Here is a 26,974-nt window from a genome sequence, read left to right on the forward strand (position 1 = left end):
AATGTTCTTCTATTTTAGGCATAAGATTGGAGAGAAAAAGGGTGAAAACATATATCGTTCGTAGGTTGTTACAAATGATTCCTACACTGTTGGGTACGTCAATTATTATCTTTTTTTTGTTCGCGCTTCTTCCAGGGGATTATATTGATTCAAATCCAAAGATTACACCAGAAAGGGCAGCTGAACTTAGGGAATTATATGGATTAAATAAGCCAATCGTTGAGCGTTATTTTCATTGGTTAGGTAATGCATTGCATGGGGATTTTGGTTTTTCGCTTCAATATCAAGAACCTGTAACGTCATTATTAAATAAATTTATTTGGAATTCTTTTATTGTAGCGGTTATTGCATTGTTCTTTATTTGGCTAATTGCACTTATTATCGGTGTATTTTCCGCGACAAAGCAACATTCCTTATTCGATAAGCTTGTAACAATTGGTGTCTTTGCAGCGATGTCATTCCCTTCATTCTTTATCGGTTTGTTTTTAATTAAAGTGTTCGCGGTTGACTTTAATTTATTACCGATAGGCGGAATGATTGATGTTGGGAGTAACTCAACTGGGATTACTTACGTAATAGAAGTTGCAAAGCATATGGTTTTACCAGTGTTTATTTTAACTCTTCTTGGAGTGGGTTCATTAACTCGTTATTTTAGAACGAGTATGTTAGAGGTTGTGAGACAAGATTACATTCGAACGGCTAGAGCAAAAGGTTTAAAGGAGAAGACCGTTATTTATAAACATGCATTAAAAAATGCAATTTTACCGGCTATTACATTGCTTGCATTTGAGTTACCAGGATTGTTTTCAGGGGCAATTATTATTGAACAAATTTTCAACTGGCCAGGTATCGGTAATATTCAATTGGAAGCACTTAATTTCCGTGATTATACAGTATTAATGGCATTTACGATGTTTCTTTCTTGTTTGACAATTGTTTCAAACTTTTTAGCGGATGTTGTATATGCCGTTGTTGATCCACGTATTCGGTTGAAGTAAGGGGGGAAAGAGATGGAAACTGTTACAGCAATTACAGAGAAAAAAGCAAAAAAGAAAAGACGGAATGAATCATCGCCGTGGAGACAAGCTTTTAAAAGGATAAAGAAAAATAAAATGGCACTTATAGGGTTTTATGCATTAATTTTTATGTTTTTATTTTGTTTTATCGGTCCATTCTTTTCACCGTATGCATCAGGAAAAATACAAGTTACGCTAATTAACAAACCACCTAGTTTTTCTCATTGGCTTGGTACAGATCAATTAGGAAGGGATATTTTAACGAGGCTTATGCAAGCGGGGCGGATTTCGTTAACAATTGGCTTAGCTTCAATGGTTTTATCAGTTATACTAGGTGCTTTATTAGGAGCTATTGCAGGTTTTTACCGTGGTATCGTCGACAATATTATAATGCGTCTTGCCGATATTTTAATGTCGATGCCAGGATTACCGTTACTTATTATAATGGGGGCTATTTTATCAGAATGGAAAGTACCATCTGATTATCGTCTTTATGTCATTATGATTATTTTAAGTTTAGTAGGTTGGCCGGGACTTGCCCGTCTCGTGCGAGGTCAAATTTTATCGCTTCGAGAACAATCGTTTATGCAAGCTGCTGACGTGCTCGGGATAAAAGATTACCGGAAAATCGTATATCATTTAATCCCAAATGTTTTGCCAATATTAATTGTTGTATCAACATTAGGTGTTGCGGGTTCTATTTTAGGGGAGTCTGCACTAAGCTACCTAGGTCTGGGTGTCGTTCCACCTACACCATCGTGGGGAAATATGATTAGTGCAGCAAACTCATTAATCGATTTCCAAAAACGTCCGTGGTTATGGATTCCACCCGGTTTTGCAATCTTTATAACAGTCGTATCAATTAATTTACTTGGCGATGCACTTCGTGATGCATTAGATCCAAAGATGAAGCGGTAGGTGAGGAAGCATGAGTAAAGCAGTAGTAGAGCTAAAGGATTTACAAACACACTTTCAGACGGAAGAAGGTACAGTAAAGGCTGTCAATCATGTTAGCTTTTCAGTTCGAGAAGGTGAAACAGTTTGTGTAGTAGGCGAATCAGGTTGCGGGAAAAGTGTAACGGCCTTATCTATTATGGGACTTATTGCTGAATCTGGTGGCATCGTTGGTGGCGATATTCTTTATGAAGGAAAGAGCCTTTTAGGAATGAAAGAGAAAGAACTTCGTAGTTTAAGAGGAAATGATATCGCGATGATTTTCCAAGAACCGATGACATCGCTTAATCCAGTCTTCACTGTTGGAGAGCAAATTGTTGAGACGTTAAGGGAGCATGAACTACTTAGCAAAAACGAAGCATACAAAAAAGCAATTGAATTAATTCGTAAAGTCGGTATAGCTCGTGCTGATGAAATTGTACATTCTTATCCTCACGAACTGAGCGGTGGAATGTTACAACGTATTATGATTGCTGTTGCGCTTAGTTGTAATCCAAAGTTATTAATTGCAGATGAACCGACAACAGCTCTTGATGTTACGATTCAAGCACAAATATTAGACTTATTAAGACAAGTAAAAGAGGAATTTAAAACGTCTATCTTATTAATTACACATGATCTAGGTGTTGTAGCGGAAATGGCCGATTACGTTGTTGTTATGTATGGTGGTAAAGTCATTGAAGAAGCGCCAGTAGTAGAGCTATTTCAAAATCCTAAACATCCATATACGAAAGGGTTGCTAAAATCAAAACCAGTAATGGGGAAACGAACAGATAAACTTTATTCTATTCCAGGGCAAGTTCCGAATTTAGTTGGCTTAGATGAGTTTTGTTACTTTAGCGGTCGTTGTGAGCATTGCATGGAAATATGCAAAAACGAAGTACCAAATCTGAATGTACATGATGAGAATCATAAAGTGGCTTGCTGGCTATATGAGGAGCGTGCGGAATAATGAGTGAACCATTATTAGAAGTGAAAAATTTAAAGACATATTTTCCGATTAAAGGCGGCGTATTTAGTAGAACGATTGGGCATGTGAAAGCGGTAGATGGAGTAAGCTTTACAATCGATAAAGGAGAAGTGTTTGGCCTCGTAGGGGAATCTGGAAGTGGGAAAACGACGATAGGGAAAACAATTCTCCGTCTCGTCCAAAAAACAGAAGGTGAAGTGAAATTTAAAGGTCAAGATGTTCATAGTTTATCAAAAGAGGAACTAAGAAAGCATCGTCCTAATATGCAACTTGTCTTCCAAGACCCATTTAGTTCATTAAATCCAAGAATGAGAATTGGAGAAGCACTTGGGGAACCGATGTTGGCCCACGGACTAGCAATGAAAGAAAATGTCCGTGAAAAGGTGATAGAGGTACTGGAGTTATGTGGTTTAGCTCCGTATCATATTGACCGATATCCGCACGAATTTTCTGGAGGACAACGTCAACGTATCGTTATTGCAAGGGCAATGGTATTAGATCCAGAATTTATTGTAGCTGATGAACCTGTTGCGGCATTAGATGTATCTATTCAAGCACAAATTATTAATTTGTTTAGTGAATTACAGGAGAAAAAGGGATTATCCTATTTATTCATTTCACATGATTTAAGTGTTGTGGAGCATTTATGTACGAAAATTGGGATTATGTATTTAGGAACGATTGTGGAAACAGCGCCTCGTGATGAATTATTTGCAAATCCACTTCATCCGTATACAAAAGCATTGTTATCAGCTGTACCAATACCAGATCCAACGGTGAAACGAGAGCGAATTATTTTAGAGGGGGATATTCCAAGTCCAGCGAATCCACCTTCAGGTTGCCGTTTTCATACACGCTGCCCATTTGCAACAGAGGTTTGTAAAAAAACTGTACCGGAATTTCGTAATGTTGGTGGAAATCATTTTGTTGCTTGTCATCATGTGTAAAAGAAAAGGACTCTTTCAAAATGTGAAAGAGTCCTTTTTTTATTTATTTGATGAAGTTTGTTTCAATACAAATTGCTCAATTGCGTGAGCAACACCGTTTTCATTATTCGTTAATGTAACAACGTCACATAATTTTTTTACGTCCTCTTCAGCATTACCCATTGCAACTGATAAGCCAGCTACTTGTAACATTGGCACATCATTAAAGTTATCACCGATTGCAACAGTATCTTCAATTGGTATATTGAAATAAGCCGCCATTTCTTGTAGCCCGTTTCCTTTATGACCATGCTTATCCATAATTTCTACATTAGTAGGGGCTGATGCTGTAACTGAAATGTCCGTATCTTCTTGTAAAGTTTGCAATAGCTGCGAACGATGGGCAGCATTAAATGTTAAAATGAAGAATTTAGATATTTCTAATTCTGGATTATTTACGACATCTTCTATTTTTTGGAAGTCGGTAATTAGGTTTGATTTCTTTTGTTTTTCTGTAATTCTTTCAAGATCCTCAAGTGTAACATCTAGTGTATGCTTGTTTTCTTCGAACGCTTGCATCACTTGGTCTTGCCATGTATAAGGAGAATAAACCCCTTTATTTGTGTACAACTTATATGGAAATCCTTCAGATTCTAGTAACTTTGCAAGCTTGTACACTTTATCGTTTTGTAAACAACGCGAGTTAATTACCTTTCCATCCACATAAACAATTGCCCCATTGCTTGCCCCAACTGGAAGAGAGAGTTGATATTCTTCCAATAGTTTTAAAGCATCCTCTTTTGCACGACCAGAACAAATCATTACAATATGACCGGCTTCTTTTGCAGTTTGGATAGCTTGTAAGTTCTCTTTGGAGATTTCAAGATTAGATGATAATAGTGTACCATCCATATCTAGTGCGATTAATTTCAAAATGACCACCTCTTTGTTTTCATTATACATAGTTATGAAAAGGAAACATATATACACGGCCTGAGTAAATTTTCCTATTTATATAGTTAAGAATGATTTTGTAACAAAACTAAGTAGATGTAATGCTATATTTCTATTTGTAACTGTAATGTTACATTAATATTACAAACATGTAAGTGTTGGAAAACGCTATAAATAAAGGTTTTTAGGATGTGTTGATAAAAAACGTAAAAAAAATGTAATAAAAATTACGTAATTATATTGCAACGTAATAATAGTTATGTTACATTAATGTTACAAACGTTACGTAATTAATTTTAATGTAACGTTAACATAAAAACTATGAACTAATCATTTCTTAGAAATTACATATAGATAACTTATAAAAAAGGAGAATGAATAATATGAACAACGAGCAAGTATTAAATGTAACAAAAGGTGACTTCTTAGGATCAGCAAGCGGAGCAGTAGTATTAACAGCATTAATCGTATTTCTATCAAGCGTATTAGTATAATAGAAGTTTTGTAATAAAAATAAGAGAAGGGAGAATGAAAATTATGAACAACGAGCAAGTATTAAACGTAACAAAAGGTGACTTCTTAGGATCAGCAAGCGGAGCGGTAGTATTAACAGCATTAATCGTATTTCTATCAAGCGTATTAGTATAATAAAAGTTTTGTAACAAAAACAAGAGAAGGGAGAATGAGGAATATGAACAAGGAACAAGTATTACAGGTAACAAAAAGGGATGTTTTAGGATCAGCAAGTGGAGCAGCCGTATTGACAGCGTTTATTGTATTCCTTACAAATGTATTAGTATGATGAATATTGATAACAATAAGTTTTTATACACCTTACGTACCATTATTCTAAAAAAATAAAGACTCTAGCATATTAGTAAATAGTTAATATGTTGGGGTCTTTTTTATTTTCCTCCCATATATCCTCTCAAGTATTGATATTATCCCCTTATCCCGCATTAACTGCCTGTAAAAGCCCGATTGGTGTGGGCTAATAATCAGTGGGGGATGAACAAAACCCTGACTGACTAAAGTTTCATTTTATTTTAAAGAGAAAAAAGTCGAATTTTATATGTAAGAAAAAAAGAGGAATTTGACAGAAAAGATAGAAAATTTTAAAAGTCAGAATTCGTTAGCTTGCTAACTAATTTCTATCAATTAATGTTGGAAGCGTTTTCGGTTAGGTTTAAGTATGGACCATTTAATCTATTTACAGGGGGATGAGGAATTTATGAAACAAAAATCTATGGATACGCTAGCTGCACAAATGGAGGATTTTTTTCCGGTACGTGATGTAGATCATATTGAATTTTACGTAGGAAATGCAAAGCAATCGAGCTATTATCTTGCGAGAGCATTTGGATTCAAAATTGTAGCTTATTCGGGATTAGAAACAGGAAACCGTGAAAAGGTATCTTATGTTCTTGTGCAAAAAAATATGCGTTTTGTTGTGTCTGGAGCTTTAAGTAGCGATAATCGCATTGCAGAGTTTGTAAAGACCCACGGTGATGGAGTAAAGGATGTGGCCCTTCTTGTTGATGATGTTGATAAAGCGTACTCTGAAGCGGTAAAACGTGGTGCTGTTGCAATTGCTCCTCCTGAAGAGTTAACAGATGAGGAAGGTACATTGAAAAAAGCAGTTATTGGTACGTATGGTGATACAATTCATACGCTTGTAGAGCGTAAAAATTATAAAGGAACATTTATGCCGGGATTTCAAAAGGTAGAGTTTAATCTTCCATTTGAAGAGTCAGGTTTAATTGCTGTAGATCATGTCGTTGGTAATGTTGAAAAAATGGAAGAATGGGTTAGCTATTACGAGAACGTCATGGGATTTAAACAAATGATTCACTTTGATGATGACGATATTAGCACAGAGTATTCGGCATTAATGTCAAAAGTTATGACGAATGGAAGCCGTATTAAGTTTCCGATTAATGAACCAGCAGACGGAAAAAGAAAATCACAAATTCAAGAATATCTAGAGTTCTATAACGGAGCGGGTGTACAGCATCTTGCTTTATTAACAAGTGACATTGTAAAAACAATTGAAGTGCTTCGTGCAAATGGCGTGGAGTTTTTAGATACGCCAGATACGTATTACGATGAGTTAACAGCACGTGTTGGGAAAATTGATGAAGAAATTGATAAATTAAAAGAATTGAAGATTTTAGTAGACCGTGATGAAGAAGGTTATTTATTACAAATCTTTACGAAACCAATTGTAGATCGTCCAACTTTATTTATTGAAATTATCCAACGTAAAGGTTCTCGTGGATTTGGTGAAGGGAACTTTAAAGCTTTATTCGAATCAATTGAAAGAGAACAAGAGCGTCGCGGGAATTTATAAAATTTATATCCACCAGCAAGAATTCCTTTGTTGGTGGAAATTTCATTTTTCATAGGGAGGAATCATGATGAAATTTGTTACATTTCGTCTCCCTTCGAAAGAAATGCGAGCTGGCTGGCTTGAAGGTGACAAAGTAATCGATATGAATCTTGCTAGTGATGGGAAATTACCTTCCTCTATGTTCGCCTTTTTAGAGAAAGCGGATGAGTATGTAGAAGTAGTGCGTAATATTAAAAATCCAGAAAAGGGTATATATCCTTTAGAGGAAGTACAACTGGCAGCGGTGATTCCTAATCCGAGTAGCATTCGAGATTTTTATGCCTTTGAACAGCATGTAAAAACAGCCCGCGGGAGAAGAGGGTTAGATGTTATACCTGAATGGTATGATATCCCGGTTTTTTATTTTACTAACCACCGTGCTGTTATTGGACCAGATGATTTTGTTACTGGTCCAAAGAAGTCTCAAAAGCTTGATTACGAGTTAGAGATTGCTTGTGTAATTGGAAAAGAAGGACGCAATATTTCTCGTGAGAAAGCGGAGGAATATATTTTTGGTTATTGTATTATGAACGACTGGAGTGCAAGAGACTTACAAGCGACAGAGATGAAAGTGGGGCTCGGTCCAGCGAAAGGGAAAGACTTTGCAACTTCATTAGGAGCGTATCTCGTTACGAAAGAGGAATTAGACGTTTATCGTAACGGTGATCGTTATGATTTAGAGATGACTGCTCATGTAAATGGACAGCTGTTATCAAAGGGGAATTTCCAAGATATTTACTATACATTTGCTGAAATGATTGAACGTGCTTCGGAAGATGTTACGTTATATCCAGGAGATGTTATCGGGTCTGGAACAGTAGGAACAGGCTGTATTTTAGAGCTTGGTACGGAAGAGTGGCTGCAAGATGGTGATGTTGTAGAACTTACGATTACTGGTTTAGGTACATTACGTAATACGGTAAAAAAAGAAATGGAAGCAGGTGATGGGCATGTATTATCGTCACATGGGGGAGCTACCTCATAAACGACATGTACAATTTCGTAAAAAAGATGGATCACTTTATCGTGAGCAGGTAATGGGGACAAAAGGTTTTTCTGGTACGCAGTCTATTTTGTATCATCATTATATGCCAACAGAAGTAGGACATGCAGCATTATCCCATTCTTGTCAGTTACAGTATGAAGAGGATGTTGCTCTTGCTCATCGTCATTTTCGCACGAAAGAAAATAAAAAAACTGGCGATGCAATAAGTGGGAGAAATTTCATACTTGGGAATGAAGACTTGTTAATTGGAGTAGTAAGTCCAACGGAAAAAATGGATTATTTCTACCGTAATGGTGATGGCGATGAAATGTTATTCGTTCATTATGGAACAGGGAAAATTGAGACGATGTTTGGAACGATTCACTATAGAAAAGGTGATTATGTAACGATTCCAATTGGAACAATTTATCGTGTCATTCCAGATGAAGGAGAGACTAAGTTTCTTGTTGTAGAGGCAAATAGCCAAATTACAACACCACATCGCTACCGCAATGAATATGGGCAATTGTTAGAACATAGTCCGTTTTGTGAAAGAGATATTCGTGGTCCGGAGAAATTGGAGACATATGATGAAAAAGGTGAGTTTGTCGTAATGACAAAGTCTAGAGGATATATGCATAAGCATGTTTTAGGGCACCACCCGTTAGATGTTGTTGGATGGGATGGATATTTATATCCGTGGGTCTTTAATGTAGAGGATTTTGAACCAATTACAGGTCGTATTCATCAACCGCCGCCAGTACATCAAACGTTCGAAGGACATAATTTTGTTATTTGCTCTTTCGTACCACGTTTATATGATTATCATCCAGAATCAATTCCGGCACCATATTATCATAGTAATGTGAATAGTGATGAAGTACTTTATTATGTAGAAGGTAACTTTATGAGCCGAAAAGGTGTAGAGGAAGGTTCTATTACGCTTCATCCAAGCGGGATTCCGCATGGGCCACATCCAGGGAAAACAGAAGCGAGTATAGGGAAGAAAGAGACACTTGAACTGGCTGTTATGATAGATACATTCCGTCCGCTTCGTATTGTAAAACAAGCACATGAGACGGAAGATGAAAAGTACATGTATAGCTGGATTGAAGAAGGTTCATATACTGTGAAATAAGTAAAAAGAGGCATGCTCAATAAAGGAGCATGCCTCTTTTTTGGAATCGACATGTATAATAATACCAAAAAAAATTATGAAAAGATATATAGATGTGATCTCGTGTTTTTTTATATTTGTCGAATTTTTCTTTGTAATAGACGATAGTCTTCTATTTAGAAAGAATGACAAAAATAATTAATTGTATATTCTGAAATATTTCCACTTATTTCGACAAAAGTATTGACTGTAAAAAGCGTTATGAGTAAAATGAAAATGCGAATTAAAAATTTTCAGAAAATTTAAAACTTGGAGGAGCATGCTATGAAGCAAATTTTTCAAAAGAAGCCTATTGCAAAGTTAATGCAAGAAAGTAAGCAAAAGACATTAGCAAGAACATTGGGCGCATTGGATTTAACGATGCTTGGCATTGGGGCAATTGTTGGAACTGGTATTTTTGTTCTAACAGGCGTGGTAGCAGCAAAACATTCTGGACCAGCTATTATATTATCATTTGCGATAGCCGCGCTAGCTTGTGCATTTGCTGCATTTTGTTATGCTGAATTTGCTTCTTCAGTTCCTGTCTCGGGCAGTGTGTATACGTATACGTACGCGACGATGGGGGAAGTGTTCGCTTTTTTAATTGGATGGGACTTAATGCTTGAATATTTACTTGCTACATCAGCAGTAGCAAACGGATGGTCCGCTTACTTTCAATCTTTATTAAAGGGATTTGGGATTCATATTCCGACCGTTCTCTCCTCGGCCCCTGGTACAGGAAAGGGTGGAATAATTGATCTACCTGCAGTTCTAATTATTTTAGTTATGACAGTTCTTTTATCTAGAGGCGTTCGTGAAAGTGCACGAGTAAATAACATTATGGTGTTTATTAAAATAGCGGTTGTTCTTATCTTTATCTTTGCTGGTTTTAATTATGTGAAACCTGAAAACTGGACGCCTTTTATGCCATTTGGTTTAGATGGTGTAATGGCCGGAGCTGCTACAGTATTCTTCGCATTCATAGGGTTTGATGCAGTTTCAACAGCTGCAGAAGAAGTCAAACGGCCACAACGTGATTTACCAATCGGCATTATCGCATCGTTATTAATTTGTACGGTTCTTTATATCGTTGTTTCACTTATTTTGACAGGGATTGTTCCATACGGACAGCTAAATATATCAGATCCAGTTGCCTTTGCACTTCAATTTATTGGACAAGATAGTTTAGCGGGAGTAATTTCAGTAGGAGCAATCACAGGAATTACAACTGTAATGCTAGTTATGATGTATGGGCAAGTTCGTGTTTCCTATGCGATGAGCCGAGATGGGCTGTTGCCAAAGCGCCTTGCTAAAGTTCATCCGAAATTTAAAACACCATTTTTAAATACATGGACAACTGGAATTATTGCAGCACTTATTTCAGGATTAATAGATTTAAATGTTTTAGCACACCTTGTAAATATGGGAACATTGTCAGCCTTTGCACTTGTAGCAGTTGCAGTTATTGTCATGAGAAGAACTCACCCTGATTTACCAAGGGCATTTAAGGCGCCGCTCGTACCATTTTTACCAGCGTTAACGGTAATTTTTTGTTTATACTTAATGCTTCAGTTATCCGGAACAGCATGGATTAGTTTTGGAGTATGGATGGTTATTGGTATAGCAGTTTACTTTTTATATAGCCGAAAGCATAGCGCTTTAAATAATGATAATAAAGAAGAAGATGTAGCAAATTTATAAGTGGAAAAATCCATTCTAATTCTATTAGAATGGTTTTTTATTTTGAAAATTTACATTTTTCTGAATGTGTTATAAGATAATTGTTGGCAAACTAAAGGGGTGGAAATATGAAAAGCACATGGCGTGAGCTAAGGGAGATGGATCGTAACGTATGGATTCGATTTATCGGTGAGACATTGAATGGAATTGCGATGATGATGTTGATGCCGTTTTTTGCATTATATTTAAAAGATAAGGTAGATTCTTTACTGCAAGTTGGTGTTATTATGGCGCTTTCTCCAATTGCCGCAAGCTTTGGCTCGCTTATAGGAGGAAGAATTGCTGATATATATGGAAGAAAGCCGATTATGATATTTTCGATGGCAAGTAATGCATTATTAATGCTCGGTTTTTTATTTATAGAAGGATTTATCCCGTACGCCATTTTATCTATTTTTTTAGGGTTAAGTAATTCTCTATTTCATCCAGCGGCATCAGCAATGGTTGCGGATGTAACTGCGCCAGAAAAAAGAACAGAAGCATATGGTTTATTACGAATGGGACACAATATTGGAGCTGCAATTGGGCCGATAATGGGAGCATTGGTAGTTGTTTTATCGAAGAATCTCGTGTTTATTATTGCTTCGTCTGCTATGCTGTTTTATGCACTACTTATGTTAGTACTTATTAAAGAAACAATGCCGAAAATTACGGAAGTAACGGAAAGAAATAAAGAGAAGGAATCCGGAGCAGTTTGGAAAATTTTAATGAGAGATAAGGCGTTAATGATTTATTTGTTAGCGGGCATTATTATTTCTATGGGTTTTTCTCAAACAGAAGGTATGTTACCGCTTCACTTTGATAACGAAATGAAGAATATTTTTGGAGCTAACAATCCATACCCATATTTAATGGCATTAAATGGTCTATTAGTTGTTTTGTTTCAATTTCAAATTTCAAAATGGGCGACAGATAAACCTGTTGGAAAGACAATGTTGTACGGAGCGTGTTTGTTCGGAATTGGTTTATTTTTTATAGGATGGTTACCGAAGTGGTTTGGAGGATTAGATACCAATGCTACGATGATTTTAATAACGTTACTGCTTGTTTACGCAATATATACGTTAGGTGAGATGATTATGTCCCCCGTACAAATGACGTTTGTAGCAAATTTAGCTCCAGAACATTTACGAGGGACTTATATGGGAGCGGCAAGTTTACAGTGGATTACAGGAAATGCATTTGGCCCACTTCTTGGTGGTTTTCTATTGGATCGTTTGCTTGGGCATTTCTTATTTACAATTTTAGGTGTAGGGTGTGTAGTTGCAGGTTTTGTATACGTTTCTTTAGACCGTCTTGTTGAGCAGAGGCAAAAAGATACGTTTACAAAACAGTCTTCTTGATGAAGTGAAACTTTAATCAGTATTTTTTCATCCTCCACAAATGGTGGGATAATATAGATGACATACACAAAAAAGTGGATTTCTACATATTTTAGGTACATAACTAGATCAGATTGCATTCTTACTTTAAAGTTTAATTTTGTTTAGTCATGTAGAAAATTAGGTAGGAAAAGTGTAGAAAACTAATAAGTGGTGTCTTTTAATTATTTGTGGAAGTTACATTTTATTTCAAATAGGAACTACCTATTTTTATAAAAAGTGCTAAAATAGAAAAATGAAAACAATTGGTTAGGGTGATTTCATTGACAAAAATCAAATTAGGTTTACTATATGGTGGAAAATCAGCTGAGCATCAAGTTTCGTTACAAACGGCTCTTGCTGCTATTAAAGCATTAAATCAAGATAAATTCGAGATTCATCCAATTTATATTACAGAGCAAGGTCAGTGGATGCGCGGTGAGCGTATTGAAGGTGAAGTAACGATGGTTGAAGCATTACAAATGAGTGGAGAAGAAAATGCAATTTCTCCTGTATCATTAAGTGCAGAAATTATCCCAACTGCAAATTCTAAGCAAGAAGATGCAATTGATGTTATTTTCCCATTATTACATGGACCAAATGGTGAAGATGGAACAGTACAAGGATTATTAGAATTAATGAACATTCCATATGTAGGTAACGGTGTATTAGCATCAGCTGCTGGTATGGATAAAGTTGTTATGAAAAATATCTTTGCAGAAGCTGGATTGAAACAAGCGAAATATGCATCTTTCATTCGTAGTGCATGGGAAAAAGATCGTGAAACAGCGTATGAAAAAGTAGAAGAAGTGTTAGGCTATCCTTGCTTCGTAAAACCAGCAAACCTTGGTTCAAGTGTTGGTATTAATAAGTGTAAAGATCGTGAAGAGCTTGAGAATGCATTCGAAGAGGCGTTCCAATTTGACCGTAAAATTATTGTTGAAGAAAATATTGTAGGTCGTGAAGTAGAAGTCGGTGTATTAGGTAATGATGAGCCGAACTGTTCAGTTGTAGGCGAAATTGTACCGAAAAAAGATTTTTATGATTACAAATCGAAATACATCGATGGTGATACAGCGTTAATTATTCCAGCTGAAATGACAGAAGAAGAGTCTAATGTAATTAAGCGAGATGCAATTATTGCATTCCAATCATTAGATGGTTCTGGCTTAACACGAGCTGATTTCTTCTTAACGAAAGATGGAGAAGTGTATATTAACGAAGTAAACACAATGCCAGGATTCACGCCGTTTAGTATGTTCCCTCTATTATGGCAACATACTGGATTACCGTATCCAGAATTAATTGAAGAGCTAATTCGCTTAGCGATTGAGCGTCACGAAGAAAAACAAAAAATTAAATATACAATCTAACAAAAAAGGAGGAAGCACTATTCGAGGGAATAGTGCTTCCTCTATGTAAGGAGTGTTTTCATGATAAATCGAACGTTAAAACAAGTAGAACAGATGGTAAATGGTACGGGATTAGCAGAGCAGTATGAGGGAATTACTATACAAGGAGTGTCTATTGATACGAGAAAAATTGGAAAAGGAAATTTATATGTTCCGATTCAAGGCGAACGTTTCGATGGACATGCTTTTGTAGATAAAGCTGTTGAAAATGGGGCTATTGCCACATTATGGATGAAGGATGTAGCGAATCCACCTGCAAATCTTCCTGTTATTTTTGTAGAAGATACGCTATCGGCCTTACAAATGTTAGCAAAAAACTATCGTGATCAATTGGATGTAAAAGTTGTTGGTGTAACGGGTAGTAATGGTAAAACATCTACGAAAGATATTGTAACAAGTATTCTTGCGACTAAATTTAAAGTTCAAAAAACAGAAGGTAATTTCAACAATCATATCGGTTTACCTCTTACTATTTTAAACCTAGAAGAAAATACAGAAGTAGCTGTATTGGAAATGGGTATGTCAAGCCAGGGTGAAATTGAATTTCTATCTAAGTTAGCCCGTCCTGATGCGGCTATTATCACGAACATTGGTGAGGCACACTTAATGGATTTAGGCTCTCGTGAGGCGATTGCTGAAGCGAAGTTAGAAATTGTTACAGGTTTACAAGAAGGTGGCGTGTTCGTATATAATGGAGATGAGCCGCTATTAACGAATCGTGTTCCAGAAATGAATTTAGCAGCTGAAACAGTTACATTTGGTGATGCGAGAGCAAATGATTATTATCCAACTACTGTAACATTACAGGCAACTGGAACACACTTTAAGATGAACAGGGATGAAACTTTGGCATTCTATCTGCCGGTACTAGGAAAGCATAATGTATATAATACACTTGCTTCAATGGCAATTGCCAAACATTTTGGTGTAACGTGGGAAGAAATGAAAAAAGGTTTAGTAACGCTTCAAATGACAGGCATGCGTATGGAAATTGTAAAAACAGATAGTGGTTTAACAATTATCAATGATGCTTATAATGCAAGTCCAACGGCTATGGAAGCTGCGTTCCACCTAATGAATGGTTTAGATGGATTTGCAAAAAAAATTGTTGTGCTTGGTGATATGTTAGAACTTGGAAATCAAGAAGTGCAATTTCATTATGAAGTAGGTAAATTAATTGATCCAGCAAAAATCTCATATGTATTCACATATGGTAAATTAGGGGCTCAAATTGCTGAAGGAGCAAAAATTAATTTCCCTAAAGAACGTGTTAAAGCGTATGATGATAAAGAAGAACTTGTAAAAGACTTACAAACAGTAGTTGATGCGAAAGATGTTGTGTTAGTAAAAGCGTCTCGCGGTATGAAATTAGAAGAAGTTATAGCGATGTTGAAATAATTGGTGTATATAAATAGGGATGATAGCCACGAAAATAGTGGAAACTTATAATAAGCGCTTACAGCAAATGATAAAAAAATAAAAGTAAAGAAAAAAGCTCTGAATATGAAATAAGGTAACAGTTGGGGTTTGCTTTTTACACATACAAAACTTATAATTGATAAAGTGTAATAACGTTTAGAAGTATTTTCGTGAAGAATATACGCCCGGTTATATACGTGAGCATTCAGGAAAAGGGCTTTTCCGCAAGTTCGGAAAACGCCTTTTTTTAAATGATAAGTATAGGATAGAAAAGGAGAAGTAACATTGACAACATTTCGAGAATTAGGATTAAGTGAGTCTTTACTGCAATCTGTTGAAAGTATGGGCTTTGAAGAGGCTACGCCGATTCAAGCTGAAACAATTCCACATGCATTGCAAGGTAAGGATATTATTGGGCAAGCGCAAACAGGTACAGGGAAAACAGCAGCATTCGGATTACCACTATTAGATAAAGTGGATACAAATAAAGAAGCAGTTCAAGGTATTGTTATCGCGCCAACGCGTGAATTAGCAATTCAAGTTGGAGAAGAGCTATACAAAATTGGTAAACATAAACGTGTTCGTATTCTACCAATTTATGGTGGTCAAGATATTAACCGCCAAATTCGTGCTCTAAAAAAACACCCACACATTATTGTTGGTACGCCGGGTCGTATTTTAGATCATATTAACCGTAAAACACTTCGCTTACAAAACGTAGAGACGGTTGTTCTTGACGAAGCGGATGAAATGTTAAACATGGGCTTCATTGAAGATATTGAAGCGATTTTAACAGATGTGCCAGAAACACATCAAACATTATTATTCTCAGCGACAATGCCAGATCCAATCCGTCGTATTGCTGAGCGTTTCATGACTGAGCCTCAACACATTAAAGTAAAAGCAAAAGAAGTAACAATGCCAAACATTCAGCAGTTCTATTTAGAAGTGCAAGAAAAGAAAAAGTTTGACGTGTTAACACGCTTGCTAGATATTCAATCTCCAGAGCTTGCAATCGTATTCGGTCGTACAAAGCGTCGTGTTGATGAATTATCAGAAGCATTAAACTTACGTGGTTATGCAGCAGAAGGTATTCATGGTGACTTAACACAAGCGAAGCGTATGTCTGTATTACGTAAATTTAAAGAAGGTGCTATTGAAGTTCTTGTTGCAACAGACGTTGCTGCACGTGGTCTTGATATTTCAGGCGTAACACACGTATACAACTTCGATATCCCACAAGATCCAGAATCATACGTTCACCGTATCGGTCGTACTGGCCGTGCAGGTAAAAAAGGTATTGCAATGTTATTTGTAACACCACGTGAATCAGGACAATTAAAAAATATCGAGCGTACAACAAAACGTAAGGTTGATCGCATGGAAGCACCGACACTTGACGAGGCTCTAGAAGGTCAACAACGTTTAATCGCAGAAAAGCTTCAAAGCACAATCCAAAATGAAAACTTATCATACTACAAGCGTATTGCAGAAGAAATGTTAGAAGAGAATGACTCTGTAACAGTAGTAGCTGCTGCTTTAAAAATGATGACAAAAGAGCCGGATACAACTCCAATCGCTTTAACATCAGAACCACCAGTTGTTTCAAGAGGTGGCGGTTCTAAAAAACGCGGTGGTAACGGAGGCGGATACCGTGATGGTAACCGTAATCGTAGTCGTGATGGACGCGGTGGCGGCGATGGTCGTAACCGTGACCGTAACCGTGATGGCCGTAATCGTGACGGTAACCGTGATCGTAATCGTGATGGTGGTAGCCGTGATGGTAACCGTGGTCGTAGAGGTGAAGGTCAAGGTCGCCCAGGATCTTCAAACGGACGCGGCGAAAGAAAACATCATAGCCGTCCACAAGCTTAATAAAAAAAAGAGAATGCCCTTTGTGGGCATTCTCTTTTTTTATTTCTGTAATTGTGCATACTACATAATAACTTGTATAGAAAAGAGGTGCTATATGCTTGTAAGGCTTGGGTATGTTGCGATGAGCGTACATTTGAAGAATGCATCTCCATCTCAAACGATGACATATGCACAGTTTCAGCGAATTGATGATCGAGAGGCTGCGATTCGTAAACTCGAGAGAATTGCTAATTCGAATTTGGAAAATTGCTTACGGTTATTAAAGCATAATAAAGGGCATGATATATCTTTCTTTCGGCTTAGTTCCAAGCTTATTCCTTTAGCGAATCATGAGGAGTTGTTAGAGTGGAACTATATTCGCCCGTTAAAAGAAAATTTAAAAGTGTTAGGTGAGTACGCTATTCGTATGAATATGCGAGTTGATTTTCATCCGGATCACTTTGTGGTATTGAATTCACCTGAGGAGAGTATTTTTAAACAATCCGTGAAGACATTGCAGATGCACAAAAAATTGTTAAAGGGTATGGGAATTGAACATAAGCAACGATGCGTATTACATGTGGGAGGAGGTTATAACGATAAGGAGCTCGCATTAGAACGCTTTATAGAAAATTGGTCAAGTGTTCCAAGAGGTATTCAAGAGATGATTATATTAGAAAATGATGACACGACCTTTTCTTTAGAAGAAACATTGTATTTAGGTGAGAAATTAGACATTCCCGTCGTGTTTGATTTGCATCATCACATGATGAATAATGATCGAGAAGATTGGCATGAAGATTGGGCACGTGTTGTCCATACGTGGGAATCGTCTTTGTTACCAGTTAAAATGCACATCTCTAGTCCTAGAGATGGAAAAGACCCGAGAGCGCATGCGGATTTTATTGATGTAGATATCTTCTTATCTTTTTTGAAAAAGATAAAGGGGAGTGTTCCGCAAATTGATTGTATGATTGAGGCGAAGAAGAAGGATGAGTCTTTATTTCAACTAATGAGAGATTTAAGTAAACAAACAGATGTGGAAATTGTCGATGGTGCGAGCTTCTATATTAAATAAGCTCTGCACCATCGAATTTTTTTGTTAAAAGAGGTGTGCAAATGCCGCCAATTATCAATCCTGTTAAATGGCTTATAGGATTGGCAGAGGGATTAAAGAAAGTAAATAGTAGTAATATAAGTATCATTATTGAAAAAATAGCAATGTCTCTTGGTTTTGAAGAACGATATCGACTATACAATAAAAATAATTGGGCACCTAGTAATCCGAAAATACCGCCAGATGATCCGGCGTGAATATATTCAAGGGGCATAATAATATAAGAAGAAATATTTCCGAGAATGCCAGAAAGGAAAAAAATAATAATGAAAGGAAAGTGCCCTAGTTGTTTTTCAATAGAAGAACCAAGCACAAATAAACAAATACTATTAGAAAGAAAATGTTGTAAATCTACGTGTACAAGTAGGGAAGTTATGACACGCCACCATTCTCCTTTAGCGATATATTCATTAGAGGCTGCCATGGGAAAGAGAGAAAAGTCGCCTAACATAATCATGACTAATTGTATAAGAAGTAAAGAGATGATGATCGGTTGTAAGGAAATGCGAGTGGATGGTATTGGCATGTTGTTAGTATCACTCCTTTTGCATCAGAAAGATTCTCTGTTATTCTTACAATATGAATGAAGAAAGCTAAATAGAAGAAGGGGATTTTGAAATGATTGTAGGGATTGGAATCGATATTATTGAGTTAAATCGAATTGAAAAAATGCTAGATGGAAAGCTTAAATTTATGGAACGTATTTTAACTGAAAGAGAACGTGGTGTTGCCGAGGGGCTGAAAGGAAGTCGTCGTACAGAATTCGTAGCTGGAAGATTTGCAGCAAAAGAGGCGTATTCTAAAGCAGTAGGGACCGGTATCGGGAAAGAAGTGAGTTTTTTAGATATTGAAGTAAGGAATGATGATAGAGGTAAGCCGATTATCATTACAAATACAGAGCATATTGTTCATTTATCAATTAGTCATAGTAAAGAATTTGCCGTTGCTCAAGTTGTTTTGGAAAGCTCGTCACGCTAGTCTGCATATTTTATATCTTTGTCTCATATATTTGAGGTAGCGATAAGGAAGGCATATCTTCCATTCATTTATAGGGGCAAAGGGGCTGAAGTGATGAAAAGGCGTCTGTTTTTAGTTCTTATCGGTTTATTGACCGTTTTTGTGTTGGCGGGTTGTATGGAAAAGAAACAGGAAGATGTTGTGAGAGATTTAGAATCGAAAGTTAAAAGCATGAAGAGTTATCAAGCTGAAGCGAAATTATCTATTAAAACAGGAAATGAGCCTCAGGAGTACAACGTAGAAATTTGGCATAAAGAACCTTCATATTATCGTGTGAATTTGCAGAATGCGAAAAAGGATCAGAGTCAAATTATTTTAAGAAATGATGAAGGTGTATTTGTATTAACACCGGCGCTTAATAAGAGTTTCCGTTTTCAAAGCGATTGGCCGCAAAATAGTAGCCAGGCTTATTTATATGAATCACTTGTAAGGGATATTTTGCAAGACAAGAAAAATCTCTCTTTCGAGAAAACAGATAAGTATTATGTATTTAAAACAAAAACGAATTATCAACATCAAAATATGTTGCCGAAACAAGAAATTAAGCTGAATAAAAGTGATTTAACACCAGTTTCTGTGAAACTGATGGATAATGATCAAAATGTCCTTGTAAAAGTAGATTTCACTAAAGTAAAGTTCGATGCAAAGTTTGATAAAGGTGCATTTGATACGAAACAAAACATGTCTAGAGCACAAGTGGATGTTCAGACGGCAGCGAAAGAAGACAAACCGTTTGCTATTTTGTATCCAAGTGATACGCCGCAAGGTATGACTTTGAAAGACGAAAAGGAGTTGAAGACAGACAGTGGCAAGCGTGCGATACTCACATACACTGGAAGTAAGAAATCCTTTACTTTAATACAAGAAAAGGCGAAAGTTGCAGAGGCTTCGTCAGCGGTAAGTGCAAGTGGTGAGTTAGTTGATCTCGGTTTCACGATTGGTGCATTGACGAAAGACTCTTTAACGTGGTCGCATAACGGAGTAGAGTATATGCTCGTGTCTAAAGGTTTAGAGCCGAGTGAGTTGTTAATGGTCGCTCGTTCAGTTACAGCGAAGCAAGTAAAGTAAACTTCTTAGACGTGGTGGTATATGTGCACCACGTCTTTTCTTAGTTTGAAGGGTAGATTTCATAAAAGAAGCATATAAAAGAATAAGCTTCGCATATCGTTTATAAGGAAGTGTATTTATGGAAGAAGCACCATTTTACCGTGACACTTGGGTGGAAGTGGATTTAGACGCGATCTATAACAATATTACGCATATTAAAGAGTCCATTCCAAGTGATGTAGAGATTTTTGCTGTAGTTAAAGCGAATGCATATGGGCACGATTATGTACCGGTGGCTAAAACTGCATTAGAAGCAGGAGCAACAAGATTAGCAGTTGCTTTTTTAGATGAAGCTTTAGTACTTCGAAGGGCTGGTATTACTGCGCCGATTTTAGTATTGGGTCCGTCCCCGCCCCGTGATGTAAATGTTGCTGCTGAAAATGATGTAGCATTAACCGTTTTTCAAAAAGAATGGGTGGACGAAGCGATAAAACTCTGGGATGGTTCGTCTATAATGAAATTCCATATTAATTTTGATAGTGGTATGGGGAGAATTGGAATACGCGAACGTAAAGAATTAAAAGGATTCTTAAAGAGTTTAGAAGGTGCACCATTTTTAGAACTTGAAGGGGTGTATACACATTTTGCGACAGCAGATGAGGTTGAAACTTCTTACTTTGATAAGCAATACAACACGTTTTTGCGGCAGTTAAGTTGGTTGAAAGAATTTGGAGTGAACCCTAAATTTGTCCATACAGCCAATAGTGCTGCAACGTTAAGGTTTCAAGGGATTACATTTAATGCAGTACGAATTGGTATTGCGATGTATGGATTAACGCCGTCTGTAGAAATACGGCCGTTTTTACCGTTTAAATTGGAGCCAGCGTTGTCGCTTCATACGAAGGTTGCTCATATTAAGCAAGTGATTAAAGGGGATGGGATTAGTTATAATGTCACTTACCGAACGAGAACTGAAGAATGGATTGCAACAGTTGCGATTGGATATGCAGATGGTTGGCTTAGAAGATTGCAAGGATTTAAAGTGCTTGTAAATGGAGAGAGGGTACCGATTGTAGGGCGAGTAACGATGGATCAATTCATGATACTTCTTCCTTGTGAAGTGCCACTTGGTACGAAAGTTACACTCATTGGGAGACAAGGTGATGAGTATATTAGCGCTACTGAGGTTGCTGAATATTCCGGAACTATTAATTATGAAATTATCGCAACGATAAGCTTCCGTGTGCCGAGAATATTTATACGACACGGTAAAGTTGTAGAAGTAATAAATTATTTAAACAATATATAGAAGGTATTATTATTCGCTTCTTGTCATTTGAGGGGACTTTTCCCTGGTGGAGAATAAGCTCTTTTCTCGATGAGAAGCATCTTTTTATAATCGTTTTTAACATAAGTTACAATTACATGTTGCGGGAAAAATTCCGTTATTTCTTGTTTGAAAGAGACAAAAAGTAAAAGAAGATGAATGTTTTGTTTATGAATTGGAAAACATAAGCATGGAATAAGGAAGTCTTTGCAACGGGCTCCATACAGTGGTATTATTACAATAGGTGTCATATATATATTTGGGTGTGTAGTTGACGGTGGAGGTGTATTTTTGTGTCCGAATCAAGTGTAACTACTGAAATCGTGGTTCGGTTGCCAAAGCAAATGGTAACGGAATTGGACGGAATTGGAAAACAAGAGAATAAGAATCGCCATGAACTAATTTGCCAGGCAACACAACTGTTATTGCGTCAACATAAGACGAAGAAACGCTACCAACATGAATCAATGCGACGTGGGTACATTGAAATGGGAAAAATTAATCTTGGTATTGCATCTGAAGCTTTCTTAGCAGAGTATGAAGCAGCTCATACAGTAGAACGCTTAGTTAGCGGGGGGTAATATTTTGATTGTAAAACGCGGCGACGTGTATTTTGCAGACCTTTCCCCAGTTGTTGGTTCTGAGCAAGGAGGCGTTCGTCCGGTTCTTGTCATTCAAAATGACATCGGAAATCGTTTTAGTCCGACTGTGATTGTAGCGGCTATTACTGCACAGATTCAAAAAGCGAAATTACCCACTCATGTGGAAATTGATGCGAAAAAGTACGGTTTTGAGAGAGATTCTGTTATTTTACTTGAGCAGATTCGAACAATCGATAAGCAACGCTTAACGGACAAAATCACTCATTTGGATGAAGTGATGATGAGTCGTGTAGATGAAGCGTTACAAATTAGTTTAGGACTAATAGATTTTTAAATCGGCAGTTTAAGTTGCTCTCTTTAAAGGGCAACTTTTTTTTATTATAGAGGAGGTTACGGTTGGATATGGAAATGGTAGATAATCGACAAGCGTTAATGAAAATGTTAGTGAAAGAATTAGGCTTTACCGAAAAGCAAGTTCGTCATGTAATTCAATTAACAGAAGAAGGTAACACAGTTCCATTTATTGCTCGTTACCGAAAAGAATGGACAGGCTCTTTAGATGAGGTGCAAATTCGTGCAATCTTAGAAAGATGGCAATATATGATGCAACTTGAAGATAGGAAAGAAGAGGTTCTTCGTCTTATTGGTGAAAAGGGCAAACTAACCGAAGAGTTGCGTCGTCATATTGTTGCTGCAACCAAACTACAGGAAGTAGAAGATTTATATCGTCCGTACAAAGAAAAAAGAAGAACGAAAGCGACAATCGCTAAAGAAAAGGGATTGGAACCGTTAGCTGAGTGGCTATTATTATATAAAAAAGAAAATCCAACAGAGAAGGCCATGGAATTTGTTAGTGTGGAAAAAGAAGTAGCATCTGCAGAAGATGCGTTGCAAGGTGCACAAGATATTATTGCGGAACTTGTTTCGGATAATGCGGCATATCGTAGCTGGATTCGTAATACTACTTTCCGAAAAGGGATTATGTCTTCATCTGTAAAAGATAAAGAAAAAGATGAAAAGAATATATACGAAATGTATTATGGCTATGAAGAACCGTTGCAAAAAGTAGTGCCACATCGTGTACTAGCAATGAACCGTGGTGAAAAGGAAGATGTATTAAGAGTTTCTATTATCACGCCAATTGAAGAAATTCTTCAGTTTTTACATAAAAAAATGATTCTTGATGAAGCTTCTAAAAGTGCGCATTATGTACAATTAGCGATGGAAGATGGATATAAGCGATTAATTCAACCTTCAATAGAAAGAGAAATTCGTAAAGAGTTAATGGAAACAGCCGAAGAACAAGCGATTCATATTTTCTCTGAGAATTTACGTAATTTATTATTACAACCTCCGATGAAAGGGAAAGTTGTGTTAGCGGTAGACCCAGCATATAGAACTGGTTGTAAATTAGCAGTAGTAGATGATACAGGAAAAGTTCTTCACATAGATGTTATTTATCCGCATCCCCCTGTTCGTAAATATGAGGATGCAAAAACGAAAATCCTTTCAATTATAGATAAATATGAAGTTGAAATGATAGCGATTGGAAATGGTACAGCTTCGAGGGAAACGGAAGAATTTATAGTAGATGTATTACAAAATGTAGAACGAGATGTATTTTATATTATTGTAAATGAAGCGGGTGCTAGTGTGTACTCCGCATCGGATGTAGCTCGCGAGGAGTTTCCGAATTTACAGGTTGAAGAAAGAAGTGCTGTTTCAATTGGGAGACGTCTACAGGATCCACTTGCAGAGCTTGTGAAAATTGACCCTAAATCTGTTGGGGTTGGACAATATCAACATGATGTATCTCAAAAGAGATTAAATGAATCATTAACATTTGTGGTAGAGACAGCAGTTAACCGAGTTGGTGTTAATGTAAATACAGCTTCAGTTGCGTTGCTGCAATATGTTTCGGGGTTATCGAAAACAGTTGCGAAAAATATTGTAGCTAAGCGTGAGGAAGATGGAAAATTCACGAAGCGAACTGAGTTAAAGAAAATCCCACGTTTAGGTGCAAAAACATATGAACAATGTATCGGATTCTTACGTATATTAGAAGGAGCGAATCCGTTAGATCGCACAGGGATTCATCCAGAACAATATAAAAATGTTGAATTGCTATTAAAGAGCTTAGGGTTATCGAAGAGTGATGTGGGGAAACCAAACTTGCAAAAGAGTTTAGAAGGAGTAGATATTTCTAAATTATCTCAAGAGACGGAGATTGGTGAGCCGACATTATTTGATATTATGGATGCTTTAATTAGCCCAGAACGAGATTTGAGGGATGAGTTGCCAAAGCCACTTTTGAAAAAGGGGATTTTAAAATTAGAAGATTTAAAGCGTGGTATGGAATTAGAGGGAACGATTCGCAATGTTGTTGATTTCGGTGCCTTTGTTGATATTGGTGTGAAGCAAGATGGTTTAGTACATATTTCTAAACTAAGCAAACAATTTGTAAAGCATCCATTAGATATCGTATCCGTGGGGCAAATTGTAAAGGTATGGGTAGATGATATTGATACAAAAAAAGGTCGTGTTGCATTATCAATGTTACCGATTGAATAGTAAGAAAAGAGAGCAGATGAAACTGCTCTTTTTTTATGAACTGGAAAGTTTAATTGATTATGAGCTTTGATGTATTTTGCTATAATAAAACCAGCATTCATTTAGCAATTTGATTTGATACCGGTTTTTCTCAAAATATGCACGTTGCATTTGCTTTTTTAGCCACGTGGGCATAGGAATCCCTCCTTGTTTAATCCTGCTCTCAAAAAAGTAGTTCCTTTTAGTTAAGGTAACTTTGATGAGAGGTTGGTGAGTGGATTTCTATCAATGCTGCATTTTTAGAAATCACGCTTCTTGAATGAGGATGGGTATATGTACTATTTACTATATGTATAAGAAGGGAGAAAAGTGTAAAATTATTTTTTAGTTTAGGAGGAATGAGAATGGATGAGCGAGAAATTCAACGGTTAGTTGAAGAAGTGTCGTTACAATACTTTGGGACGTCCTTCTTACATGAAGCGATGTTTAATAATAGATTGCGTACAACCGGTGGACGCTATCTATTGAAGAGTCATAATATAGAACTGAATTATCGATATTATGAAATGTATGGTAAAGAAGAGTTAGTAGGGATTATTAAGCATGAACTTTGCCATTATCATTTGCATATCAAAGGAAGGGGATATAAGCACCGAGATAGAGATTTTCGTGAGTTGCTAAAGAAGGTAGGTGCACCGCGTTTTTGTAAACGAATGATTAATGGAGGGAAGGAAACAAAAGTTTATACGTATGAATGTATGGAGTGTTCACTTCGATATGTAAGAAGACGTCAAATAAATACAAAAAGATATGTCTGTGGAAAGTGTAAAGGGAAACTAAAAGCGATAACGAAAACATCTTGACAGTAAAAACGCAATCCAGTATATTATAAACATGTCACGTTTGCGCAAGATGGTGTGAAAAAACTTCTTGACTTACGATGAGAAATTTTATAAGATACAAATTGTCTTTATTATTCCGCAGTAGCTCAGTGGTAGAGCTATCGGCTGTTAACCGATCGGTCGTAGGTTCGAGTCCTACCTGCGGAGCCATACAGAGAAGTACCCAAGTGGCTCAAGGGGCTCCCCTGCTAAGGGAGTAGATCGCTAACGCGGTGCGAGGGTTCGAATCCCTTCTTCTCTGCCATACATATTGGCCCGTTGGTCAAGTGGTTAAGACACCGCCCTTTCACGGCGGTAACACGGGTTCGAATCCCGTACGGGTCACCACTTCGGAGGATTAGCTCAGCTGGGAGAGCACCTGCCTTACAAGCAGGGGGTCGGCGGTTCGATCCCGTCATCCTCCACCATATAAATTATATGAATAATATTGTCGCGGGGTGGAGCAGTACGGTAGCTCGTCGGGCTCATAACCCGAAGGTCGCAGGTTCAAATCCTGTCCCCGCAACCAAATGGTCCCGTGGTGTAGTGGTTAACATGCCTGCCTGTCACGCAGGAGATCGCCGGTTCGACCCCGGTCGGGACCGCCATTTTAACTTCTGCTATATAGCAGTTGTTTTTTATTGGTCATTATGGTACAATAACATTTGTCTTTGAAAAGAAGATAACTATTTCGATGGGCTATAGCCAAGCGGTAAGGCAACGGACTTTGACTCCGTCATGCGCTGGTTCGAATCCAGCTAGCCCAGCCATTTACGAGCCATTAGCTCAGTTGGTAGAGCATCTGACTTTTAATCAGAGGGTCGAAGGTTCGAATCCTTCATGGCTCACTCTTTGTTTTTTCCGCGCGGTCGTGGCGGAACGGCAGACGCGCTAGGTTGAGGGCCTAGTGGGGGAAACCCCGTGGAGGTTCAAGTCCTCTCGGCCGCATCAAAAAAATCTTTAAAAAAATACTTGCATTTGAAAATGTAGTATGATAAGATAATTAAGTCGCCAAGATACAACGACGAAAAAACTTCATGAATAAGCGCCCGTAGCTCAATTGGATAGAGCGTTTGACTACGGATCAAGAGGTTAGGGGTTCGACTCCTCTCGGGCGCGCCATAACGGGAAGTGGCTCAGCTTGGTAGAGCACCTGGTTTGGGACCAGGGGGTCGCAGGTTCAAATCCTGTCTTCCCGACCACGCGGGTGTAGTTTAGTGGTAAAACAAGAGCCTTCCAAGCTCTGGTCGAGAGTTCGATTCTCTTCACCCGCTTTTAGTTCTTTGAAAACTGAACG

26 protein-coding genes and 12 tRNA genes are annotated in these 26,974 nt (G+C 37.3%); 35 read left to right on the top strand and 3 right to left on the bottom strand.

Annotation, left to right across the window (positions count from 1 at the left end; all coding sequences use genetic code 11):
- The first annotated feature begins 41 nt into the window (after positions 1-41).
- The 4 genes from U860_RS0127875 to U860_RS0127890 are packed head-to-tail and all read left to right on the top strand — an operon-like array spanning position 42 to position 3,887.
- Positions 42-998: an ABC transporter permease gene (locus tag U860_RS0127875; protein ID WP_025151083.1), complete on the top strand. Its 957-nt coding sequence runs from the start codon at positions 42-44 to the stop codon at positions 996-998.
- A 12-nt stretch (positions 999-1,010) separates the two neighbouring features.
- Positions 1,011-1,934 carry an oligopeptide ABC transporter permease gene (opp4C, locus tag U860_RS0127880; RefSeq protein WP_025151084.1) on the top strand — a complete coding sequence of 308 codons (924 nt, stop codon included), beginning with the start codon at positions 1,011-1,013 and terminating at the stop codon, positions 1,932-1,934.
- Positions 1,935-1,944: 10 nt separating this feature from the next.
- Positions 1,945-2,922 (top strand): ABC transporter ATP-binding protein, encoded by a 978-nt coding sequence (locus U860_RS0127885; protein WP_025151085.1) that lies wholly within the window; start codon positions 1,945-1,947, stop codon positions 2,920-2,922.
- On the top strand, positions 2,922-3,887 hold the full coding sequence (locus U860_RS0127890; protein WP_025151086.1) for an ABC transporter ATP-binding protein: 966 nt from the start codon (positions 2,922-2,924) through the stop codon (positions 3,885-3,887). Before U860_RS0127885 ends, U860_RS0127890 begins: the two co-directional genes overlap by 1 nt.
- A gap of 39 nt (positions 3,888-3,926) precedes the next feature.
- Here U860_RS0127890 and U860_RS0127895 read toward each other — a convergent pair whose 3' ends face one another.
- Positions 3,927-4,799 carry a Cof-type HAD-IIB family hydrolase gene (locus tag U860_RS0127895; RefSeq protein WP_025151087.1) on the bottom strand — a complete coding sequence of 291 codons (873 nt, stop codon included), beginning with the start codon at positions 4,797-4,799 and terminating at the stop codon, positions 3,927-3,929.
- Between the two features lie 395 nt (positions 4,800-5,194).
- Here U860_RS0127895 and U860_RS0127900 point away from each other — a divergent pair, with 395 nt between their 5' ends.
- The 12 genes from U860_RS0127900 to uvsE all read left to right on the top strand — a co-directional run bounded on the left by U860_RS0127900 (position 5,195) and on the right by uvsE (position 18,214).
- Complete coding sequence (locus U860_RS0127900) at positions 5,195-5,314, top strand: DUF3948 family protein (protein WP_025151088.1); 120 nt, start codon at positions 5,195-5,197, stop codon at positions 5,312-5,314.
- A 34-nt stretch (positions 5,315-5,348) separates the two neighbouring features.
- Positions 5,349-5,468, top strand: coding sequence for a DUF3948 family protein (locus tag U860_RS0127905; RefSeq protein WP_002074222.1), 120 nt, complete (start codon positions 5,349-5,351; stop codon positions 5,466-5,468).
- A gap of 34 nt (positions 5,469-5,502) precedes the next feature.
- Positions 5,503-5,622 carry a DUF3948 family protein gene (locus U860_RS0127910; protein ID WP_048376287.1) on the top strand — a complete coding sequence of 40 codons (120 nt, stop codon included), beginning with the start codon at positions 5,503-5,505 and terminating at the stop codon, positions 5,620-5,622.
- Positions 5,623-6,051: 429 nt separating this feature from the next.
- A complete protein-coding gene (gene hppD, locus U860_RS0127915) occupies positions 6,052-7,170 on the top strand; it encodes a 4-hydroxyphenylpyruvate dioxygenase (RefSeq protein WP_025151089.1) in 1,119 nt (372 codons plus the stop codon).
- A gap of 67 nt (positions 7,171-7,237) precedes the next feature.
- Positions 7,238-8,194 carry a fumarylacetoacetate hydrolase family protein gene (locus U860_RS0127920; RefSeq protein WP_025151090.1) on the top strand — a complete coding sequence of 319 codons (957 nt, stop codon included), beginning with the start codon at positions 7,238-7,240 and terminating at the stop codon, positions 8,192-8,194.
- On the top strand, positions 8,160-9,332 hold the full coding sequence (locus tag U860_RS0127925) for a homogentisate 1,2-dioxygenase (RefSeq protein ID WP_002175347.1): 1,173 nt from the start codon (positions 8,160-8,162) through the stop codon (positions 9,330-9,332). Before U860_RS0127920 ends, U860_RS0127925 begins: the two co-directional genes overlap by 35 nt.
- A 303-nt stretch (positions 9,333-9,635) precedes the next feature.
- Positions 9,636-11,051 carry an amino acid permease gene (locus U860_RS0127930; protein ID WP_025151091.1) on the top strand — a complete coding sequence of 472 codons (1,416 nt, stop codon included), beginning with the start codon at positions 9,636-9,638 and terminating at the stop codon, positions 11,049-11,051.
- Positions 11,052-11,158: 107 nt separating this feature from the next.
- Complete coding sequence (locus U860_RS0127935; RefSeq protein WP_025151092.1) at positions 11,159-12,433, top strand: MFS transporter; 1,275 nt, start codon at positions 11,159-11,161, stop codon at positions 12,431-12,433.
- 302 nt (positions 12,434-12,735) lie between these two features.
- The gene (locus tag U860_RS0127940; protein ID WP_025151093.1) at positions 12,736-13,824 is read left to right on the top strand and encodes a D-alanine--D-alanine ligase; all 1,089 of its coding nucleotides are present in this window, start codon (positions 12,736-12,738) and stop codon (positions 13,822-13,824) included.
- A gap of 60 nt (positions 13,825-13,884) precedes the next feature.
- Positions 13,885-15,261 carry a UDP-N-acetylmuramoyl-tripeptide--D-alanyl-D-alanine ligase gene (murF, locus tag U860_RS0127945; RefSeq protein WP_025151094.1) on the top strand — a complete coding sequence of 459 codons (1,377 nt, stop codon included), beginning with the start codon at positions 13,885-13,887 and terminating at the stop codon, positions 15,259-15,261.
- Between the two features lie 306 nt (positions 15,262-15,567).
- On the top strand, positions 15,568-17,157 hold the full coding sequence (locus tag U860_RS0127950) for a DEAD/DEAH box helicase (protein ID WP_025151095.1): 1,590 nt from the start codon (positions 15,568-15,570) through the stop codon (positions 17,155-17,157).
- A gap of 94 nt (positions 17,158-17,251) precedes the next feature.
- Positions 17,252-18,214: a UV DNA damage repair endonuclease UvsE gene (gene uvsE / locus U860_RS0127955; protein ID WP_025151096.1), complete on the top strand. Its 963-nt coding sequence runs from the start codon at positions 17,252-17,254 to the stop codon at positions 18,212-18,214.
- Here the strand turns inward: uvsE and U860_RS34445 are convergent.
- Positions 18,207-18,779: a rhomboid family intramembrane serine protease gene (locus U860_RS34445; protein ID WP_081806959.1), complete on the bottom strand. Its 573-nt coding sequence runs from the start codon at positions 18,777-18,779 to the stop codon at positions 18,207-18,209. The genes uvsE and U860_RS34445 overlap by 8 nt on opposite strands.
- A 92-nt stretch (positions 18,780-18,871) precedes the next feature.
- Between U860_RS34445 and acpS the strand changes: the two genes are divergently transcribed.
- From acpS to U860_RS0127995, 6 genes are all read left to right on the top strand, one after another.
- On the top strand, positions 18,872-19,231 hold the full coding sequence (acpS, locus tag U860_RS0127970) for a holo-ACP synthase (protein WP_025151099.1): 360 nt from the start codon (positions 18,872-18,874) through the stop codon (positions 19,229-19,231).
- Positions 19,232-19,387: 156 nt separating this feature from the next.
- Positions 19,388-20,338: an outer membrane lipoprotein carrier protein LolA gene (locus tag U860_RS0127975; RefSeq protein WP_025151100.1), complete on the top strand. Its 951-nt coding sequence runs from the start codon at positions 19,388-19,390 to the stop codon at positions 20,336-20,338.
- A 118-nt stretch (positions 20,339-20,456) separates the two neighbouring features.
- The gene (alr, locus tag U860_RS0127980; RefSeq protein ID WP_025151101.1) at positions 20,457-21,626 is read left to right on the top strand and encodes an alanine racemase; all 1,170 of its coding nucleotides are present in this window, start codon (positions 20,457-20,459) and stop codon (positions 21,624-21,626) included.
- 311 nt (positions 21,627-21,937) lie between these two features.
- The gene (locus U860_RS0127985; RefSeq protein ID WP_000004570.1) at positions 21,938-22,225 is read left to right on the top strand and encodes an antitoxin EndoAI; all 288 of its coding nucleotides are present in this window, start codon (positions 21,938-21,940) and stop codon (positions 22,223-22,225) included.
- A gap of 4 nt (positions 22,226-22,229) precedes the next feature.
- A complete protein-coding gene (ndoA, locus tag U860_RS0127990) occupies positions 22,230-22,580 on the top strand; it encodes a type II toxin-antitoxin system endoribonuclease NdoA (protein ID WP_000635965.1) in 351 nt (116 codons plus the stop codon).
- A gap of 68 nt (positions 22,581-22,648) precedes the next feature.
- Positions 22,649-24,817 (top strand): Tex family protein, encoded by a 2,169-nt coding sequence (locus U860_RS0127995; protein WP_025151102.1) that lies wholly within the window; start codon positions 22,649-22,651, stop codon positions 24,815-24,817.
- Positions 24,818-24,874: 57 nt separating this feature from the next.
- Here the strand turns inward: U860_RS0127995 and cmpA are convergent, their stop codons facing one another.
- On the bottom strand, positions 24,875-24,991 hold the full coding sequence (cmpA, locus tag U860_RS34455; protein ID WP_001143642.1) for a cortex morphogenetic protein CmpA: 117 nt from the start codon (positions 24,989-24,991) through the stop codon (positions 24,875-24,877).
- A gap of 209 nt (positions 24,992-25,200) precedes the next feature.
- Here cmpA and U860_RS0128005 point away from each other — a divergent pair, with 209 nt between their 5' ends.
- From U860_RS0128005 to U860_RS0128065, 13 genes are all read left to right on the top strand, one after another.
- Positions 25,201-25,659: a SprT family protein gene (locus U860_RS0128005; RefSeq protein WP_025151103.1), complete on the top strand. Its 459-nt coding sequence runs from the start codon at positions 25,201-25,203 to the stop codon at positions 25,657-25,659.
- 114 nt (positions 25,660-25,773) lie between these two features.
- Positions 25,774-25,848 (top strand) — tRNA-Asn (locus U860_RS0128010).
- A 3-nt stretch (positions 25,849-25,851) separates the two neighbouring features.
- Positions 25,852-25,942: transfer RNA gene (locus U860_RS0128015), tRNA-Ser, on the top strand.
- An 8-nt stretch (positions 25,943-25,950) separates the two neighbouring features.
- Positions 25,951-26,025: transfer RNA gene (locus tag U860_RS0128020), tRNA-Glu, on the top strand.
- A gap of 4 nt (positions 26,026-26,029) precedes the next feature.
- A tRNA-Val gene (locus tag U860_RS0128025) sits at positions 26,030-26,105 on the top strand.
- A gap of 24 nt (positions 26,106-26,129) precedes the next feature.
- Positions 26,130-26,206 (top strand) — tRNA-Met (locus U860_RS0128030).
- A gap of 3 nt (positions 26,207-26,209) precedes the next feature.
- Positions 26,210-26,285, top strand: a tRNA-Asp gene (locus U860_RS0128035).
- Positions 26,286-26,372: 87 nt separating this feature from the next.
- Positions 26,373-26,447 (top strand) — tRNA-Gln (locus U860_RS0128040).
- A gap of 5 nt (positions 26,448-26,452) precedes the next feature.
- A tRNA-Lys gene (locus U860_RS0128045) sits at positions 26,453-26,525 on the top strand.
- Between the two features lie 17 nt (positions 26,526-26,542).
- Positions 26,543-26,625: transfer RNA gene (locus U860_RS0128050), tRNA-Leu, on the top strand.
- A gap of 97 nt (positions 26,626-26,722) precedes the next feature.
- Positions 26,723-26,799, top strand: a tRNA-Arg gene (locus U860_RS0128055).
- Between the two features lie 3 nt (positions 26,800-26,802).
- Positions 26,803-26,879 (top strand) — tRNA-Pro (locus tag U860_RS0128060).
- Between the two features lies 1 nt (position 26,880).
- Positions 26,881-26,951 (top strand) — tRNA-Gly (locus tag U860_RS0128065).
- Positions 26,952-26,974: the final 23 nt, after the last annotated feature.

Source organism: Bacillus sp. H1a (assembly GCF_000633475.1).
Lineage (GTDB): Bacteria > Bacillota > Bacilli > Bacillales > Bacillaceae_G > Bacillus_A > Bacillus_A paramycoides.

Bases quoted from the DNA above. Each gene is read 5' to 3' on its own strand.
- opp4C (WP_025151084.1), top strand. From the start codon at position 1,011: ATGGAAACTGTTACAGCAATTACAGAGAAAAAAGCAAAAAAGAAAAGA.
- U860_RS0127885 (WP_025151085.1), top strand. From the start codon at position 1,945: ATGAGTAAAGCAGTAGTAGAGCTAAAGGATTTACAAACACACTTTCAG.
- U860_RS0127890 (WP_025151086.1), top strand. From the start codon at position 2,922: ATGAGTGAACCATTATTAGAAGTGAAAAATTTAAAGACATATTTTCCG.
- U860_RS0127900 (WP_025151088.1), top strand. From the start codon at position 5,195: ATGAATAATATGAACAACGAGCAAGTATTAAATGTAACAAAAGGTGAC.
- U860_RS0127905 (WP_002074222.1), top strand. From the start codon at position 5,349: ATGAAAATTATGAACAACGAGCAAGTATTAAACGTAACAAAAGGTGAC.
- U860_RS0127910 (WP_048376287.1), top strand. From the start codon at position 5,503: ATGAGGAATATGAACAAGGAACAAGTATTACAGGTAACAAAAAGGGAT.
- hppD (WP_025151089.1), top strand. From the start codon at position 6,052: ATGAAACAAAAATCTATGGATACGCTAGCTGCACAAATGGAGGATTTT.
- U860_RS0127920 (WP_025151090.1), top strand. From the start codon at position 7,238: ATGAAATTTGTTACATTTCGTCTCCCTTCGAAAGAAATGCGAGCTGGC.
- U860_RS0127925 (WP_002175347.1), top strand. From the start codon at position 8,160: ATGTATTATCGTCACATGGGGGAGCTACCTCATAAACGACATGTACAA.
- U860_RS0127930 (WP_025151091.1), top strand. From the start codon at position 9,636: ATGAAGCAAATTTTTCAAAAGAAGCCTATTGCAAAGTTAATGCAAGAA.
- U860_RS0127935 (WP_025151092.1), top strand. From the start codon at position 11,159: ATGAAAAGCACATGGCGTGAGCTAAGGGAGATGGATCGTAACGTATGG.
- murF (WP_025151094.1), top strand. From the start codon at position 13,885: ATGATAAATCGAACGTTAAAACAAGTAGAACAGATGGTAAATGGTACG.
- uvsE (WP_025151096.1), top strand. From the start codon at position 17,252: ATGCTTGTAAGGCTTGGGTATGTTGCGATGAGCGTACATTTGAAGAAT.
- U860_RS34445 (WP_081806959.1), bottom strand. From the start codon at position 18,779: ATGCCAATACCATCCACTCGCATTTCCTTACAACCGATCATCATCTCT.
- acpS (WP_025151099.1), top strand. From the start codon at position 18,872: ATGATTGTAGGGATTGGAATCGATATTATTGAGTTAAATCGAATTGAA.
- U860_RS0127975 (WP_025151100.1), top strand. From the start codon at position 19,388: ATGGAAAAGAAACAGGAAGATGTTGTGAGAGATTTAGAATCGAAAGTT.
- alr (WP_025151101.1), top strand. From the start codon at position 20,457: ATGGAAGAAGCACCATTTTACCGTGACACTTGGGTGGAAGTGGATTTA.
- U860_RS0127995 (WP_025151102.1), top strand. From the start codon at position 22,649: ATGGAAATGGTAGATAATCGACAAGCGTTAATGAAAATGTTAGTGAAA.
- cmpA (WP_001143642.1), bottom strand. From the start codon at position 24,991: ATGCCCACGTGGCTAAAAAAGCAAATGCAACGTGCATATTTTGAGAAA.
- U860_RS0128005 (WP_025151103.1), top strand. From the start codon at position 25,201: ATGGATGAGCGAGAAATTCAACGGTTAGTTGAAGAAGTGTCGTTACAA.